The following is a 13,926-nucleotide window of genomic DNA, read 5'->3' on the forward strand; positions in this document are numbered from 1 at the left end:
TGCAGCACGTAGGAAAGCTGGCTGAGCGGCACGGTGCCGTCCATGCAGATATAGTCGGCGATCCGCCCGGTCGCGCCGAAGGCGGATTTGCGGCCCTTCCAGATCAGCGCGGCCTCGGTGGCCGACTGGCTGCGGCGCACGGCCATCACGCCATGGGTCTCGGCGATTGTCACGATCCGGCCGAGCATCGCCTCCATCTCTTCCTCGGAACCCTCGACCTCGATGATCAGAAGGGCGGCGGCATCCAGTGGATAGCCGGCATGGGCAAAGGCCTCGCAGATTTCGATCGCCGGCTTGTCCATGAATTCGATCGCGACCGGAATGATGCCGGCGGCGATGATGTCGGTCACGCAGGCGCCGGCGCTTTCGGAGGAGGGGAAGCCGAACAGGACCGGCCGCGCCCCCTCGGGCTTGGCCAGCAGCCGCACGGTCGCCTCGGTGATGATGCCGAGCTGGCCCTCCGAGCCGCACACCAGCGCCAAGAGATCGAGGCTGCCCGAATCCAGCATCTTGCCGCCGAGGTCGATGACCGTGCCGTCGACCAGCACCAGTTTGACGCCGAGCAGGTTGTTGGTGGTGACGCCGTATTTCAGACAATGCGCGCCGCCGGAATTCATGCCGATATTGCCGCCGATCGTACAGGCAAGCTGGGAACTCGGGTCCGGCGCGTAGAAAAAGCCCTCCGGCGCGACGGCTTCCGAGATCGCGATATTGGTGACGCCGGCCTGCACCACCGCTGCCCGGTTCGGCAGGTCGATGTCGAGAATCCGGTTCATCCGCGACAGGCCGAGAATGATCGCATCCTCCTGGCCGATCGCGCCGCCGGCAAGCGAGGTTCCGGCCCCGCGCGGCACCACGGGAATGCCGTTCTCATGGCAGTAGCCGAGCACCCTGGCGACATCCTCGGTGGTCTCCGGCAGGCAGACCGCCAGCGGTACCCGATGATAGGCGAGAAACGCATCGGTCTCGAACGGCACCAGTTCGCGCGCCTCGTGCACCAGCGCGTCTTCAGGCAGCAGCGCCTGCAGTTCGTCAATGATGGTTTCGCGCCGCGCCAGAATGCCGGCATCGGGTTCGCGAAACGCGATTGTGCCTGTCAAAGCGGACCTCCAGATCGCGCCCGGGCTTGCTTCCGGACGCCACGCAAAACGGGATAGTCGCAGCATCAAGGCTGCAACTCATTCTCTAACATTGGCCTCACTGCGAGACAAATGCTAATACTTGTTCCACAACGGCAACAATCGCGGTGATTATGAAAAATCTGCAGGATCTGGAAGTGTTCGCGGAGGTCGCCGCGACCGGCAGCATGAGTGACGCGGGCAGGACGCTGAGGCTTTCGCCGGCCGTTGTGTCAAAAAGCATTCGCCGCCTCGAGGAGCAACTCGGGGTGCGCCTTCTGCAGCGCACGACGCGGATGATCACCCTGACGGAGACCGGACGCGGGTTCTACGAGCGCCTGCTGCCGGTGCTCGCCGGGATCGAGGAGGCCGAGGCCTTTGTCGAAGGCCATGCGTCGACGGTTCGCGGCAGGCTCAGAATTTCGGCGCCGACCTCGTTCGGGCGGATGCACATCGCGCCGCACCTGGCCACCTTCATGAACACTCATGAAGGATTGGAAATCGAGCTCATCCTCAGCGATGCCTTCGTCGATATCGTCGCGGATGGTTTTGACCTTGCGGTGAGGATCGGCGAGCTTTCGGATTCCACGCTGGTTGCCCGCAAGCTCGCACCGGTCCGCCGCATGCTCTGCGCCTCGCGCCAGTATGTCGAGCGCTTCGGTACGCCTTCAAGCCTGGAAGCGCTGGAGCAGCACGTCTGCCTGCCGGCGCATAACGGCGAATACTGGCGGCTGGAAGGTCCGGAGGGGCCGGTGTCGTTCCGCCCGGTCGGCCGGCTGGTGACCAATTCCAGCGAGGTTATCCGCGAGGCGGTGCTCGCCGGCATGGGCATCGCGCTGAGGTCGACCTGGGATATCGGGCCGGAACTGGCGGCGGGCGAACTCGTCCATGTGCTGCCGGAGTATAAAAGCCCGGACAATGTCGGGCTTTTCGCGGTTTACGCCTCTAGAAATTTTCTGCCGGCCAAGGTGCGGCTGTTCATCGACTTCATGGCCGGGCTCTACGGCCCGTCCCCCTATTGGGACAAGGCCGTGCTGTGACAATCGGTCAGGCGATGATCAGGACGCCGGTGATCAGCGAGATCAGAATGACCACGAGTACGATGAAGATCAGAATGCGGGCAATGCCTGCGGAAAGGCCCGCAACGCCGCGAAAACCCAGCAGGCTGGCAACAGCCGCGATGATCAACAGTATCAGAATCCATTCGAGCATGACGTGTCCTCTCAATATTGGCCGATCCGGCATTTCGACATGTCAACGGCGGCGGCGGCGCTAAAGTTCCGGAGAGGGCTATCGGACTTGACAGATGTCATGCGGAGGACGATTCTATTGGTTGCGCGCGTGTGCAATCAAAATTCACAAAAGCTTCACGCATCCGTAAGAAACGGTCTGCAATCGTGTGTTAAGACATACGATCCCGATCGTATTGGTCCTGATTCGCCGGAAGGAACGTCATGCCATCAAGTGAAAACTTGGCAGATGAAATCGATGAAGCCCGCCAGCAATATGCTGCGCTGTGCTACCGGCTGGCCAAAACCAAGAAAAAGAAGACCATCGAGGTTCTGCTGATCACCAGCCGCGACACCGGCCGCTGGGTGACGCCGAAGGGCTGGCCGATGGCCAACAAGGCGCCGCACGAGGTGGCCGAGCAGGAGGCTTTCGAGGAAGCCGGCATCAAGGGCAAGGTTTCCGACACGCCGGTCGGCAATTTCCGCTATCTCAAGCGTCTCGATGACGGCACATCCGTCACCTGCGTGGTCGAGATTTTTCCGCTGCGGGTGCGCAAGGCGAAGGCCCGGTTTCCGGAGCGCGATGAACGCGTGCGCAAATGGGCAAGCCCCGAAGAGGCCGCCGAAATGGTGGACGAGAGCGAGTTGAAATCGCTGCTGATCGATTTCGCCGGTCGCCTGGGCGGCTAGTTGCGTTCCTTCCCCTGCCTGTGCAAGAAACGCGCTAGCCGATTATCAACGCCTCGCCGCAAGCGAGGCGTCATCCCCATGCGAGCCTGCCATGCGTGCAAATTACCGCCTGCAACGGCTGTTTGTCGAAGCCGATCTCGGCCTCGGAGTGGAGATCGAAGCAGACAAGAATCAGTTTCACTACCTGGCCCACGTCCTGCGCGCTACGGAGGGGACCGAACTCTTGGCCTTCAATGGCAGGGATGGCGAATGGCTGATGCGGCTTACCTTTCCGACGCGCAAGAAAATCACGCTTACGGCCGTTGAACAGACCCGCCCCCAGCCGGCTGCCGCCGACCTCCATTACCTGTTCGCGCCGCTCAAGACCGGGCGGATGGACTATATGGTGCAGAAGGCGGTCGAGATGGGCGCCGGCATCATCCAGCCGGTGATGACCCGCCATGTCCAGGGCAAGCCCGCCAAGCCCGAGCGTCTTGCCGCCAACATCATCGAGGCGGCGGAGCAATGCGGCGTGCTGAGCGTGCCGGAACTGCGTGAACCCGCCAAGCTTGAAGACCTTCTCGAAAACTGGGAGCCCGGTCGGCACCTGATCTTCTGCGATGAGGGGGCGGAAACCCAGAACCCGCTTGCAGCGCTTGAGACGGTGGAGGCCGCGCGGCTGGCGCTGATCGTTGGCCCGGAAGGCGGGTTTTCGGACGAGGAGCGTTCACTTTTGCGTGGCCTGTCCTTCGTCACGGCCATTCCGCTCGGGCCGCGGATCCTGCGCGCGGATACCGCGGCGGTAGCCGCCCTTGCCGTCATTCAGGCGACGATCGGCGACTGGCGCTGACGCCGGTCCGATCGCGGACCTGATGCGGTTTTCGCGCGTTTCATCATCAATCAAAGAAATTGACTTGATTGCCCCGGCGATCCGGTTCAAGAGCGGATTGCGCGGGCTCAGGCCCTGACGACGAGGGCGGTTGCTCCATTTACTGAAATGCGAAACCGCTCTATCTGTTTGTGTTGAGAACGAGGAAGCTTGCATGGCCCGTGACACATCCGACGGGACGCCGATTACCGGCAAGGCGGAACTGGTCGCCTATCTGGAAGCCGGGCGCAAGCCTGAGTCCGAATTCCGGATCGGCACGGAGCACGAGAAGTTTCCGTTCTTCAAGGGCGACAATACCCCCGTTCCCTATGAGGGCGAGCGCTCCATCTCGGCGATCCTGAAGGGCATGAAGGACAAGCTCGGCTGGGACGCCATCATGGATGGCGACAATATCATCGGCCTAGCCGAGCCCCATGGCATGGGCGCGATCTCGCTGGAGCCGGGCGGGCAGTTCGAGCTTTCCGGCGCGGCCCTCAAGACCCTTCACGAGACCTGTCGCGAATCGAACCGGCATCTGGCCGTGCTGCGCGGCGTCGCCGAGCCGATGGGCATCGGCTTTCTCGGCATTGGCGGCAGCCCGAAATGGACGCTCGCGGAAACGCCGCGCATGCCCAAATCGCGCTACGAGATCATGACCCGCTACATGCCCAAGGTCGGCAGCCAGGGTCTCGACATGATGTATCGCACCTGCACCATCCAGGTGAATGTCGATTTCTCCTCCGAGGCCGACATGCGCCGCAAGATGGCGCTGTCGCAGAAGCTGCAGCCGCTTGCAACCGCGCTGTTCGCCTCGTCGCCGTTCACCGAGGGCAAGCCGAACGGCCTGCTGTCATGGCGCGGCGATATCTGGCGCGACACCGACAATAACCGCGCCGGCCTGCTCGATTTCGCGTTCCGCGACGACTTCACCTTCGAGCGCTATGTCGACTGGGCGCTTGACGTGCCGATGTATTTCATCATCCGCGACGGTCGTTACCGCGATTGCACGAGTATCACCTTCCGCCAGTTCATGAATGGCGCGTTGAAGGACGAAATCGATGAATGGCAGCCGACCATGGGCGACTGGACCAACCATATCTCGACGCTGTTTCCGGATGTGCGGCTGAAGCGCTTTCTGGAAATGCGCGGCGCTGACGGCGGCACATGGCGGCGCATCTGCGCGCTGCCATCCTTCTGGGTCGGCCTGCTCTATGATCACGGTGCGATGGATGCCGCCGACCAACTGACGGCCGACTGGCAGGTGGCGGACATCCACCGCCTGCGCGACGAGGTGCCGCGCCTGGCGCTGAAGGCCGAAATCGGCGGTCGTCCGCTGGTGGATATCGCCCGCGAGGTTGTCGGTATCGCCCGCGCCGGCCTGAAATCGCGCGGCAACCTCAACGGCGACGGTCAGGACGAAAGCGTGTTCCTCAATCCGCTCGATGAAATCATCGCCAAGAAGACCACCTTCGCCGAAGACCTGCTGGCACTCTATCACGGTCGCTGGAAGGGCTCCGTCGATCCGCTGTTCGAAGAATTCCAGTACTGAATTTTCAGGCATGGACGGCTTTCGCGCGCGCCGGTATTCTACGGCTGCGATGTGGAGGTTCGAATGGGCGTTACCGGCATTGGCGGTTTTTTCTTTCGCGCGCATGACCCGGAGATGCTCGGCGCGTGGTACGCTGAACATCTGGGCGTTGGCTCCGGGACCGGCGGCCCCTGGCAAACCGCTGCCGGCCCCCTGGTCTTTGCGCCGTTTCCGGCGACCAGCGACTACTTTCCCGAAGACCGGGATTTCATGCTCAACTTCCGGGTGGATGATCTCGACGCCCTTTCGGCGCGCCTGACCGCCGCCGGCATCGACGTCGTCACAAATCCCGACTGGGACATGCCGGGCGTCGGCCGCTTTGCCAGGATCCATGATCCCGAAGGCAATCCAATCGAACTCTGGCAACCCGATTGAAGCCCAAACCGCACAAAAAAGCCCGGAAACACAAGTGCTTCCGGGCAAAATGCAGAGTGAAGGCTGAACCACCCTGCGGGGAAAATGACGCCTTCTCGGACCGTGGTTGGGACGTACGGCCTTCAAATGACGCCAATCCGGTGTGCCGCCACCAGGGGCGGCAAGGCTCCGCCGCCAAGGCAGCGGAGCGTGATCTTGTGGCCTTGGAAGGTGGCCGGAATGCGTTCACACATACATGCGCGCGGCGCGGTTGGCGGCTGCCTTGCGCAGCTCGGCCATCGGGTCCTCGGAGAGCGGGGCCATATGGGCGCGATGGATTTCGTGGCGCGATAGCCCGATATCTTTCAGTAGCGCATCATCCATCTCGGCCATGCGCTGCAGGGCCAGTCGGTTTTTCGTAAAGCGCCGCGCAGCACGCATGAACGCGCTGATGCCAGTCCAGAGTGAATGTCCGATGCTCATCCGGCTCGCGGATGTCCTTTCAATCAACGACATTGTCGCCTCCTTGGTGTGCGCCGAACCTTTTCGGCTTTGCACGGCTTGCGGGCGGAAACCTCATGGCTTCCTTTCAAAGCGAACAAACTGTATTATCGCCCGGACAGCCACCCGTTTCTTGCCGGTGGTGCTGAGCGGCTGCTCGCTTCTTCGTTTTCCAAGGTGACGATTTCTTATTGATCAGTCCAACGAATGTTTCTAATATCACTCATCATAGAACTTGATGGGTGTGAATATGGTAGCGCCACTGGATATCGATCAACTCCAGACCTTCGTCGCGATCGTCGATTACGGATCATTCACGCGGGCGGCCGAACACGTCTTCAAGACGCAATCGGCCGTCTCGATGCAGATGCGCCGACTGGAGGAGCGGATCGGCAAGCAGCTCTTCACCAAGGATGGGCGCGGGGTGAGGCTGACGGACGAGGGCGACAAGCTTCTGAACTACGCCCGCCGGATCATCCGTCTCAACAACGAAGCGATCACCGCCTTTGACGAGAACCGGCTTCAGGGCTCGCTCAGGATCGGCACGCCGGACGATTACGCCGATCGCTATATGCCGGATATCATCAACCGGTTCGCCAGAAGCCATCCCAATGTCGAACTCTATATCGTTTGCGAGGACTCCGTCGATCTGGCCGAGCGGCTGAAGCAGGGAGAGCTGGATCTGGCGCTGGTCACCCATAATGCGCGCACCCGCCAGTCGGAAGTGGTTCGCACCGAGGCGCTGTGCTGGGTTGCCTCCGCCAACCACCCCTTGCCGGTGGACCGGCCGGTGCCGCTCGCCGTCGGGCGCCGCGATTGCTGCTGGCGCGATCTGGCGGTGAAGGCGCTGGATGGGGTGGGGCGCGAGTATCGCATCCTGTTCACAAGCTGGTCGGCGACCGTGCTTGCCTCGGCGGTTCTGGCCGGCATGGCGGTCTCGGTCCTGCCCGAATCGGCGGTCCGGAACGGCATGCGGGTGTTGACGCCGGCGGATGGCTTTCCCACGCTGGAGCCGGTCCAGATCGGCCTGATGAAGCGGCCGGGCGCGCCGGCGTCGCTCACAACGGCGCTCTCCAACCACATCATCGCCTCGCTCGACAATATCAGCCAGGCGGAAATGATGCCCGAAATGGAGCCGGAAAGAGCCCACCAGCGCCTGGCGCGTTCCAAGCCCGGCCAGATGCTCGCGAGCTGGTGATTTAAACGATCCGCTTGAGGTTCTGCTGCACTTTCAAAAGCGCCGGCAGGTAGGTTTCGATCAGGCTTTCTGCGGGCGCCCGGGTAACGGCCATGCCGGTATTGAGGGCTGCCACCGTGCGCCCGCGTCCGTCGAGGACGGGTACGGCGATGGCGCGCAGGCCGGTTTCCACCTCCTCGTCGATCAGGCAGTAGCCGTTGCGGTGCGCCGCTCTGACGCTGTCCATGATCTCGTCGGGATCGGTCAGGCTTTTCGGCGTGCGCGGGGTCAGGTCAGCGCGGGCGATCAGGGCGCGGGCCTCGGCTTCGGGGAGCGAGGCAAGCAGCACGCGGCCCATGGATGTGGCATGGGCGGGCAGGCGCGAGCCCGGCATCAGCCCGATCGACATGACCCGCCGCTGGGCGGCGCGGGCGATGTAGACGATCTCGGTTTCATCGAGGATCGCCACCGAGCAGGACTGGCCGATCTGCTCTGAAACCTGATCGAGCCAGGGCTGGACCCGTTGCGGCAGCGGCAGCGCGTTGAGCGCGCTCATGCCGAGCCTGAGGGCCTGGGGCGTCAGCGCGAAATACTTGCCGTCATAGCTGGCATAACCCTCTGCATGGAGCGTCAGCAGGCAGCGTCGCGCGGTGGCGCGGTCATAGCCGGTGGCCGCCGCCACCTCCGCGATCGAAAGCCTGGGCGTTGACGCGCCGAAGCAGGTGATGACGCGCAATCCCTTGGCGAAGGAGGCTATATGATCCGTTGACTTGAGCATCAGTGGTCTCATCGTGAACAATGGTCACATTGTGCACAGGTTCCGCCGGGCTGCAATGGCGGCAGGGCGGCGTCCGAGCGCCGCCAATCCGTCGTCAGACACGTTCCAGCGCGATCGCGATGCCCTGGCCGACGCCGATGCACATGGTCGACAGCGATTTCTCGCCGGGCTTCAGATCGAGCATCGCCGAACCGGTGATGCGCGCGCCCGACATGCCAAGGGGATGGCCGAGCGCGATCGCGCCGCCATTCGGGTTCACGCGCGGGTCGTCATCGGCGATGTTCAGGTCGCGCAGCGTGGCGAGGCCCTGCGAGGCGAAGGCCTCGTTGAGCTCGATCACGGCGAGGTCGTCCGTCGAAAGGCCGAGGCGGGCCAGCAGCTTCTTCGAGGCGATGGCCGGCCCGAAGCCCATGATCCGGGGCGCAACGCCGGCGGTCGCGCCGCCAAGCACGCGGGCGATCGGCGTGAGGCCGTGCTTTTTTGCCGCCTCCGCGCTTGCCACGATCAGGGCCGCCGCGCCGTCATTGACGCCGGAGGCATTGCCGGCGGTGACCGTGCCGTTTTCGCGGAACGGGGTTTTGAGCTTCGCCAGCGCTTCCAGTGTGGTGTCGGGTCGGGGATGCTCGTCGGTGTCGACGATCACCGGATCGCCCTTGCGGCGCGGGATCGAGACCGGGGTGATCTCCCGCGCCAGCCGGCCGGAGGCCATCGCCCGACCGGCCTTCTGCTGCGAGGCGAGCGCGAACCTGTCCTGATCCTCGCGGCTGACCGAGAAATCCTCGGCCACGTTCTCGCCGGTCTCGGGCATCGAATCCACACCGTACTGCGCCTTCATCAGCGGGTTGACGAACCGCCAGCCGATGGTGGTGTCGAAGATTTCGGCCGAGCGGCTGAAGGCGGTTTCGGCCTTGCCCATGACGAAGGGCGCGCGCGACATCGATTCGACGCCGCCTGCCACCATCAGTTCCGCCTCGCCGGCCTTGATCGCGCGGGCCGCGGTGATCACCGCATCCATGCCCGAACCGCACAGCCGGTTCATCGTGGTGCCGGAAACACTCTCCGGCAGGCCGGCCAGCAGCAGCGCCATGCGCGCGACATTGCGGTTGTCCTCGCCCGCCTGGTTGGCGCAGCCATAGATCACATCGTCAATGGCTTCCCAGTCGACGCCCGCATTGCGCGCCATCAGGGCCTTGAGCGGGATCGCGCCGAGATCGTCGGTGCGCACGGAAGAGAGCGCGCCGCCATAGCGGCCGATCGGGGTGCGGATATAGTCGCAGATATAAACGTCATTCATGGTCAAACCTCCGGTGCCTTCAGGTCTTTCACGTCGCCCTCGATATGTAGCGTGCCGCCGGTGACCGACTGCAGATCTTCAACCGACAGCCCCGGCAGTTTCTCCCGCAGGATGAAGCGGCCGCCGGCGATATCGATTACGGCGAGCGAGGTGTAGACGCGGGTCACGCAGCCGACGCCGGTCAGCGGCAGCGAGCAGCGTTCGACCAGTTTGGGCTGGCCCTTCTTGGTGGTGTGCTCGGTCAGCACCGCGACGCGGCCCGCGCCGTGGACCAGATCCATCGCGCCGCCGACGGCGGGAATGCCGCCCTTGCCGGTCGACCAGTTGGCGAGATCGCCGTTCTCGGCAACCTCATATGCGCCCAGAATGGCGACGTCGAGATGACCGCCGCGCACCATGGAGAAGCTGTCGGCATGGTGGAAGAAGGATGTGCCCGGCTTCAGCGTGATCGCTTTCTTGCCGGCATTGACCAGGTCCCAGTCCTCTTCGCCTTCGGGCGGGGCGGGGCCGAAATCCAGCACGCCGTTCTCGGTATGGAAGATCGCCTGCTTGCCTTCCGGCTGGAACTTGGCGACCATTTCGGGAAAGCCGATGCCGAGATTGACATAGGCGCCGTCCTCGATGTCCTGCGCGGCGCGCCAGGCGATCTGGGCGTTGGAGAGCTTGATGTCGGAAAAGTCGTTCATGGGTAACGCGCCTCCTCGCGCATCAGGACTTCCTCCTGAACCGGGTGCGGAACCTCCACCACGGTATCGACGAAGATGCCGGGGGTGATGACGTGTTCCGGGTCGATGCCGCCCAGCGGCACCATGCGGGAGGCCTGCACGATCGTCTTCGCCGCCGCCATCGCCATCAGTGGCGAGAAGTTGCGCGCGGCCATGCGATAGGTGAGGTTGCCGTGAGGGTCCGCGCACTCGGCCTTGATCAGCGCGAAGTCGGCCTTCAGCCAGCGCTCGCGCACATAATGCCGGCCTTCGAATTCCTCGACCGGCTTGCCCTCGGCAAGCTCGGTGCCGTAGCTGGTCGGCGTGTAGAAAGCCGGAATGCCGGCGCCGCCGGCGCGGATGCGCTCGGCAAGCGTGCCCTGCGGCACGATCTCCAGCTCGATCTTGCCGGCGAGATAGCGTTCATTGAACACCGTCGCATTGGACGAGCGCGGAAACGAGCAGATGATCTTGGCGACACGATCCTGCTCGATCAGCGCGGCCAGGCCGATATGGCCGTTGCCGGCATTGTTGTTGATCACGGTCAGGTCGCGCGCGCCCTGGTCGATCAGGGCGTGGATCAGTTCGATCGGCGAGCCGGAACCGCCGAAGCCGCCGATCATCACGGTCGCGCCGTCGAAGATATCGGCGACGGTGTCCCTCAGGGACGTCGCTGTCTTGTCCATGTGCTGGATCTCCTTCCATTGGGGCGTTTTTAAAGACAGCGCGCGCCGACAGCCAGATGAAAAGTTCATAGTGCGATCTTTGTTCAACAGAGGCGCAAAACTGTGCGCATTGTGAACTTCCTCGATATCGTCTTTTCAGCGGTGTCGAAGATTTGCTGCAACCGCACAAACAAGTGACGATTCACCAAAAACGTCATCTTTTTGGCGAGGAGACACGGTTTTGCCATAAAAATGACATGAGAGGTCTTGCGAATTGGCAATCCACTTCACATCTCGCCATTACATTCAGTCAAACATATTGCAGGAGCGTCCATGTCTCGCCTGTCGGAATTTCCCATTACGCAACGCTGGCCGGCCGAGAACCCGGATTTCATCCAGCTTTACTCCCTGCCGACGCCCAACGGCGTGAAAGTCTCGATTGCGCTGGAAGAGATGGAACTGCCCTACGAGGCCCATCGGGTGGCGTTCGACAGGGACGACCAGATGACGCCGGAATTTCTGTCGCTCAACCCGAATAACAAGATTCCCGCGATCATCGATCCCGAAGGACCGGAAGGAAAGCCGATCGGCCTGTTCGAATCGGGCGCGATCCTGATCTACCTTGCTGAAAAGACCGGTCGCCTGATGCCCAATGACCCGGTTGGCCGCTATGAGGTGATCCAGTGGGTAATGTTCCAGATGGGCGGCGTCGGCCCGATGTTCGGCCAGTTTGGTCACTTCTTCAAACATGCCGCCGACAAGGTCGCGAACAACCCCTATCCGGTGCAGCGCTACACCAATGAATCGCGCAGGCTTCTCGGCGTGCTGGAAGGGCGGCTCAGGGATCGCAAGTTTATCATGGGTGAAGAACCTTCCGATTACAGCATTGCCGATATTGCGATCTTTCCCTGGGTGCGGGGCCTGTCCGTCCATTATGAAGCGCAGGATGCACTGAAGCTTGCCGATTTCCCGGCCGTTTCAGCCTGGGTTGAACGCTGCGCCGATCGTCCGGCCAGCGTGAAGGGCTTCACGGTGCCTGCCGCCGGCTGAGTTTCGGTCTGACGGCTTATGATTTCGGGCGCGGCGAAGGCTGCGCCCTTTATATTTGAGGTTCTGCATTCGGCATGGAACCGCTTCGGCGAACGGGACGTTTGATGGGTATCCGAATGACGGGTGCCAACCGAGGAGAATCCAATGACAAAGCAGAAAACGCTCGACGACCTGTTTCTTGATACGCTGAAAGACATCTATTTCGCCGAACGCCAGATCCTGAAGGCGTTGCCGAAAATGGCCCGCGCTGCGCGTTCCGAAGACCTGGCGGAAGCCTTCCGCAACCACAAGGAGGAAACCGAGGGCCAGGTGGAACGCCTGCAGCAGGTTTTCGAAATTCTTGGCAAGCCGGCTCGCGGCAAGACCTGCGAGGCGATCCAGGGCATCATCGCCGAGGGCGAGGAAATCATCGAGGAGTTCAAGGGCGCGCCGGCGCTGGACGCCGGTCTGATTTCGTCCGCCCAGGCTGTAGAGCACTACGAAATGGCCCGCTACGGCACGCTGCTCGCCTGGGCCCGCCAGTTGGGCAAGAAGGATGTGGTCAAGCTTCTCGAGGAAACCTTCGAGCAGGAATCCAAGGCCGATCTGGAACTGTCGAAACTGGCGGAAAAATCCGTCAACGCCAGCGCCGAGGCGGTTTAAGGCCGAATTCGCGCCCTCGCGAAGAAGGCCGGTCCGTCAACCTTCAGCTTGTTGGCGGACCGTGTCGCCTATCTTGCGTCATCCTCGGGCTTGACCCGAGGATCCAGGCGGAACAGCACAGAATTAACGGTACAACTCTGAGCTCCGGATCCGCAGTATGGATGCTCGGGTCAAGCCCGAGCATGACCCCTGTGGGGGATCGAGTATCACGAACTCCGAGACTGACGGCTATGTCAGCAAACGGAGGGCGGTTCGCCGCCCTTTTTGCGTTCCGTTCTATTAGAACTTGAAACCGATGCCGGCGGTGATGCTGGCCTGAGACAGTTTCGTATCATCAAGGCCCGGTAGGCCGGTCGCCTGAGTGACGAGATCGGTCTTGCCGTAATCGCTATAGCTCGCCTTCAGTCGCCCGAAGACATGTTCGGTGAAGGCGTAATCAACGCCGAGGCCTGCGGTCCAGCCGTTCAAAACATCATCATAACCCTGACCGGTGAGCGAAAAGCTGCCCTCGAGCCGGGTCGAGGCGAAGCCGCCCGAGGCATAGACGAGCGCCTTGCCCCAGGCATAGCCAAGCCGTCCCTCCACGCTTGCCCGCCACTCGGTCCCGAAAGTCACGCTCTGGCCGTTCAGGATCGGGAGCGGGGAGGAGACGACGTAGTCATTGTCGTTCCAGTTATAGCTGTAGGCGCCTTCGATGCCGATCACCATGCGGTTGTCGAGCTGATGGTCGTAACCGACGAAAATGCCCGCCGTGCCGCCGGAGGCCGCCTCGGTCTTGCCGGCGGTAAAGACGGTTTCCGGTATTTCCCCGGCCAGCCAGCCATAGCCGCCTTCCGCGCCGAAATAAAAGCCCGACCAGTCAACAACCGCCGGCGATGGCGGCGCGGCGGGCATGGAGATATCCGCTGCTCGCGCAGCGGGAGCGACAAGGAGGGCGGCAAGAACTGTGCAAGGAAGGAGCTTCATCGGGGTCTTTCATCTGAGCGAGCGGAGTTGATGAAAGGCAAATACCATCCTGCTCGCCGAGATGAAGCTTACGACGCGGCAGGAAATCAAGAAGTGACCGGGCCTGTTGCAGATAGAACACAAAAAAAGGCGACACCAAAGCGCCGCCTTTCAGATTCCGGATGAGACCGGGCTTTATTCTGCAGTCAGGCTTTTGCCTGATTACATCATGCCGCCAGTTTGGCGCGCTTGCCGCGCCAAACCATTGAGCATGATGGGCGTGCTATTCTGTAATCAGGCTTTCGCCTGATTACATCATGCCGCCCATGCCACCCATTCCGCCC

The 13,926-nt window shown here is 62.4% G+C and carries 16 protein-coding genes; 8 read left to right on the top strand and 8 right to left on the bottom strand.

Annotated elements, in window-relative coordinates; genetic code table 11:
* The coding region (locus tag B4E36_RS14715) for an FAD-binding protein (RefSeq protein WP_345900514.1) at positions 1-1,100 on the bottom strand (1,100 nt) is incomplete at its 3' end.
* A 152-nt stretch (positions 1,101-1,252) separates the two neighbouring features.
* Between B4E36_RS14715 and B4E36_RS14720 the strand changes: the two genes are divergently transcribed.
* Complete coding sequence (locus tag B4E36_RS14720; RefSeq protein ID WP_292055360.1) at positions 1,253-2,158, top strand: LysR family transcriptional regulator; 906 nt, start codon at positions 1,253-1,255, stop codon at positions 2,156-2,158.
* 7 nt (positions 2,159-2,165) lie between these two features.
* On the opposite strand, the gene B4E36_RS14725 is transcribed toward B4E36_RS14720, so the two are convergent.
* Positions 2,166-2,330 carry a DUF1328 family protein gene (locus B4E36_RS14725; RefSeq protein WP_018065521.1) on the bottom strand — a complete coding sequence of 55 codons (165 nt, stop codon included), beginning with the start codon at positions 2,328-2,330 and terminating at the stop codon, positions 2,166-2,168.
* A 242-nt stretch (positions 2,331-2,572) separates the two neighbouring features.
* Between B4E36_RS14725 and B4E36_RS14730 the strand changes: the two genes are divergently transcribed.
* The 4 genes from B4E36_RS14730 (at position 2,573) to B4E36_RS14745 (ending at position 5,847) form a co-directional block, all read left to right on the top strand.
* Complete coding sequence (locus B4E36_RS14730) at positions 2,573-3,037, top strand: NUDIX hydrolase (RefSeq protein ID WP_230720651.1); 465 nt, start codon at positions 2,573-2,575, stop codon at positions 3,035-3,037.
* Between the two features lie 91 nt (positions 3,038-3,128).
* On the top strand, positions 3,129-3,866 hold the full coding sequence (locus B4E36_RS14735) for a 16S rRNA (uracil(1498)-N(3))-methyltransferase (protein ID WP_292055361.1): 738 nt from the start codon (positions 3,129-3,131) through the stop codon (positions 3,864-3,866).
* Between the two features lie 193 nt (positions 3,867-4,059).
* Positions 4,060-5,433 (top strand): glutamate--cysteine ligase, encoded by a 1,374-nt coding sequence (locus tag B4E36_RS14740; protein ID WP_345900515.1) that lies wholly within the window; start codon positions 4,060-4,062, stop codon positions 5,431-5,433.
* 63 nt (positions 5,434-5,496) lie between these two features.
* Entirely contained in the window at positions 5,497-5,847 is a 351-nt protein-coding gene (locus B4E36_RS14745) for a VOC family protein (protein ID WP_292055363.1), read from the top strand.
* A gap of 225 nt (positions 5,848-6,072) precedes the next feature.
* Here B4E36_RS14745 and B4E36_RS14750 read toward each other — a convergent pair whose 3' ends face one another.
* Positions 6,073-6,342 carry a DUF1127 domain-containing protein gene (locus tag B4E36_RS14750; RefSeq protein ID WP_292055364.1) on the bottom strand — a complete coding sequence of 90 codons (270 nt, stop codon included), beginning with the start codon at positions 6,340-6,342 and terminating at the stop codon, positions 6,073-6,075.
* 235 nt (positions 6,343-6,577) lie between these two features.
* Here B4E36_RS14750 and B4E36_RS14755 point away from each other — a divergent pair, with 235 nt between their 5' ends.
* Positions 6,578-7,525, top strand: a complete 948-nt coding sequence (locus tag B4E36_RS14755; RefSeq protein ID WP_345900516.1) for a LysR substrate-binding domain-containing protein — start codon at positions 6,578-6,580, stop codon at positions 7,523-7,525.
* Between the two features lies 1 nt (position 7,526).
* Here the strand turns inward: B4E36_RS14755 and B4E36_RS14760 are convergent, their stop codons facing one another.
* From B4E36_RS14760 to B4E36_RS14775, 4 genes are all read right to left on the bottom strand, one after another.
* Entirely contained in the window at positions 7,527-8,282 is a 756-nt protein-coding gene (locus B4E36_RS14760) for an IclR family transcriptional regulator domain-containing protein (protein WP_292055366.1), read from the bottom strand.
* A 94-nt stretch (positions 8,283-8,376) separates the two neighbouring features.
* Complete coding sequence (gene pcaF, locus B4E36_RS14765) at positions 8,377-9,576, bottom strand: 3-oxoadipyl-CoA thiolase (RefSeq protein WP_292055367.1); 1,200 nt, start codon at positions 9,574-9,576, stop codon at positions 8,377-8,379.
* Positions 9,577-9,578: 2 nt separating this feature from the next.
* Entirely contained in the window at positions 9,579-10,262 is a 684-nt protein-coding gene (locus B4E36_RS14770) for a 3-oxoacid CoA-transferase subunit B (RefSeq protein WP_292055368.1), read from the bottom strand.
* The gene (locus B4E36_RS14775) at positions 10,259-10,966 is read right to left on the bottom strand and encodes a 3-oxoacid CoA-transferase subunit A (RefSeq protein WP_018065511.1); all 708 of its coding nucleotides are present in this window, start codon (positions 10,964-10,966) and stop codon (positions 10,259-10,261) included. Before B4E36_RS14775 ends, B4E36_RS14770 begins: the two co-directional genes overlap by 4 nt.
* 312 nt (positions 10,967-11,278) lie before the next feature.
* On the opposite strand from B4E36_RS14775, the gene B4E36_RS14780 reads away from it, so the two are divergent.
* Positions 11,279-11,995, top strand: coding sequence for a glutathione binding-like protein (locus B4E36_RS14780; protein WP_292055369.1), 717 nt, complete (start codon positions 11,279-11,281; stop codon positions 11,993-11,995).
* Between the two features lie 144 nt (positions 11,996-12,139).
* Positions 12,140-12,637 carry a ferritin-like domain-containing protein gene (locus tag B4E36_RS14785; protein ID WP_292055370.1) on the top strand — a complete coding sequence of 166 codons (498 nt, stop codon included), beginning with the start codon at positions 12,140-12,142 and terminating at the stop codon, positions 12,635-12,637.
* A gap of 279 nt (positions 12,638-12,916) precedes the next feature.
* On the opposite strand, the gene B4E36_RS14790 is transcribed toward B4E36_RS14785, so the two are convergent.
* On the bottom strand, positions 12,917-13,603 hold the full coding sequence (locus B4E36_RS14790) for an outer membrane protein (protein ID WP_292055371.1): 687 nt from the start codon (positions 13,601-13,603) through the stop codon (positions 12,917-12,919).
* Between the last annotated feature and the right edge of the window lie 323 nt (positions 13,604-13,926).

This window comes from Martelella sp. UBA3392, from assembly GCF_002358775.1.
Lineage (GTDB): Bacteria > Pseudomonadota > Alphaproteobacteria > Rhizobiales > Rhizobiaceae > Martelella > Martelella mediterranea.

Coding starts and splice junctions, on each gene's coding strand:
- B4E36_RS14760 (WP_292055366.1), bottom strand. CDS start 8,282: ATGCTCAAGTCAACGGATCATATAGCCTCCTTCGCCAAGGGATTGCGC.
- B4E36_RS14745 (WP_292055363.1), top strand. CDS start 5,497: ATGGGCGTTACCGGCATTGGCGGTTTTTTCTTTCGCGCGCATGACCCG.
- B4E36_RS14730 (WP_230720651.1), top strand. CDS start 2,573: ATGCCATCAAGTGAAAACTTGGCAGATGAAATCGATGAAGCCCGCCAG.
- B4E36_RS14720 (WP_292055360.1), top strand. CDS start 1,253: ATGAAAAATCTGCAGGATCTGGAAGTGTTCGCGGAGGTCGCCGCGACC.
- B4E36_RS14750 (WP_292055364.1), bottom strand. CDS start 6,342: ATGTCGTTGATTGAAAGGACATCCGCGAGCCGGATGAGCATCGGACAT.
- B4E36_RS14755 (WP_345900516.1), top strand. CDS start 6,578: ATGGTAGCGCCACTGGATATCGATCAACTCCAGACCTTCGTCGCGATC.
- B4E36_RS14735 (WP_292055361.1), top strand. CDS start 3,129: ATGCGTGCAAATTACCGCCTGCAACGGCTGTTTGTCGAAGCCGATCTC.
- B4E36_RS14740 (WP_345900515.1), top strand. CDS start 4,060: ATGGCCCGTGACACATCCGACGGGACGCCGATTACCGGCAAGGCGGAA.
- B4E36_RS14725 (WP_018065521.1), bottom strand. CDS start 2,330: ATGCTCGAATGGATTCTGATACTGTTGATCATCGCGGCTGTTGCCAGC.
- pcaF (WP_292055367.1), bottom strand. CDS start 9,576: ATGAATGACGTTTATATCTGCGACTATATCCGCACCCCGATCGGCCGC.
- B4E36_RS14775 (WP_018065511.1), bottom strand. CDS start 10,966: ATGGACAAGACAGCGACGTCCCTGAGGGACACCGTCGCCGATATCTTC.
- B4E36_RS14790 (WP_292055371.1), bottom strand. CDS start 13,603: ATGAAGCTCCTTCCTTGCACAGTTCTTGCCGCCCTCCTTGTCGCTCCC.
- B4E36_RS14770 (WP_292055368.1), bottom strand. CDS start 10,262: ATGAACGACTTTTCCGACATCAAGCTCTCCAACGCCCAGATCGCCTGG.
- B4E36_RS14780 (WP_292055369.1), top strand. CDS start 11,279: ATGTCTCGCCTGTCGGAATTTCCCATTACGCAACGCTGGCCGGCCGAG.
- B4E36_RS14785 (WP_292055370.1), top strand. CDS start 12,140: ATGACAAAGCAGAAAACGCTCGACGACCTGTTTCTTGATACGCTGAAA.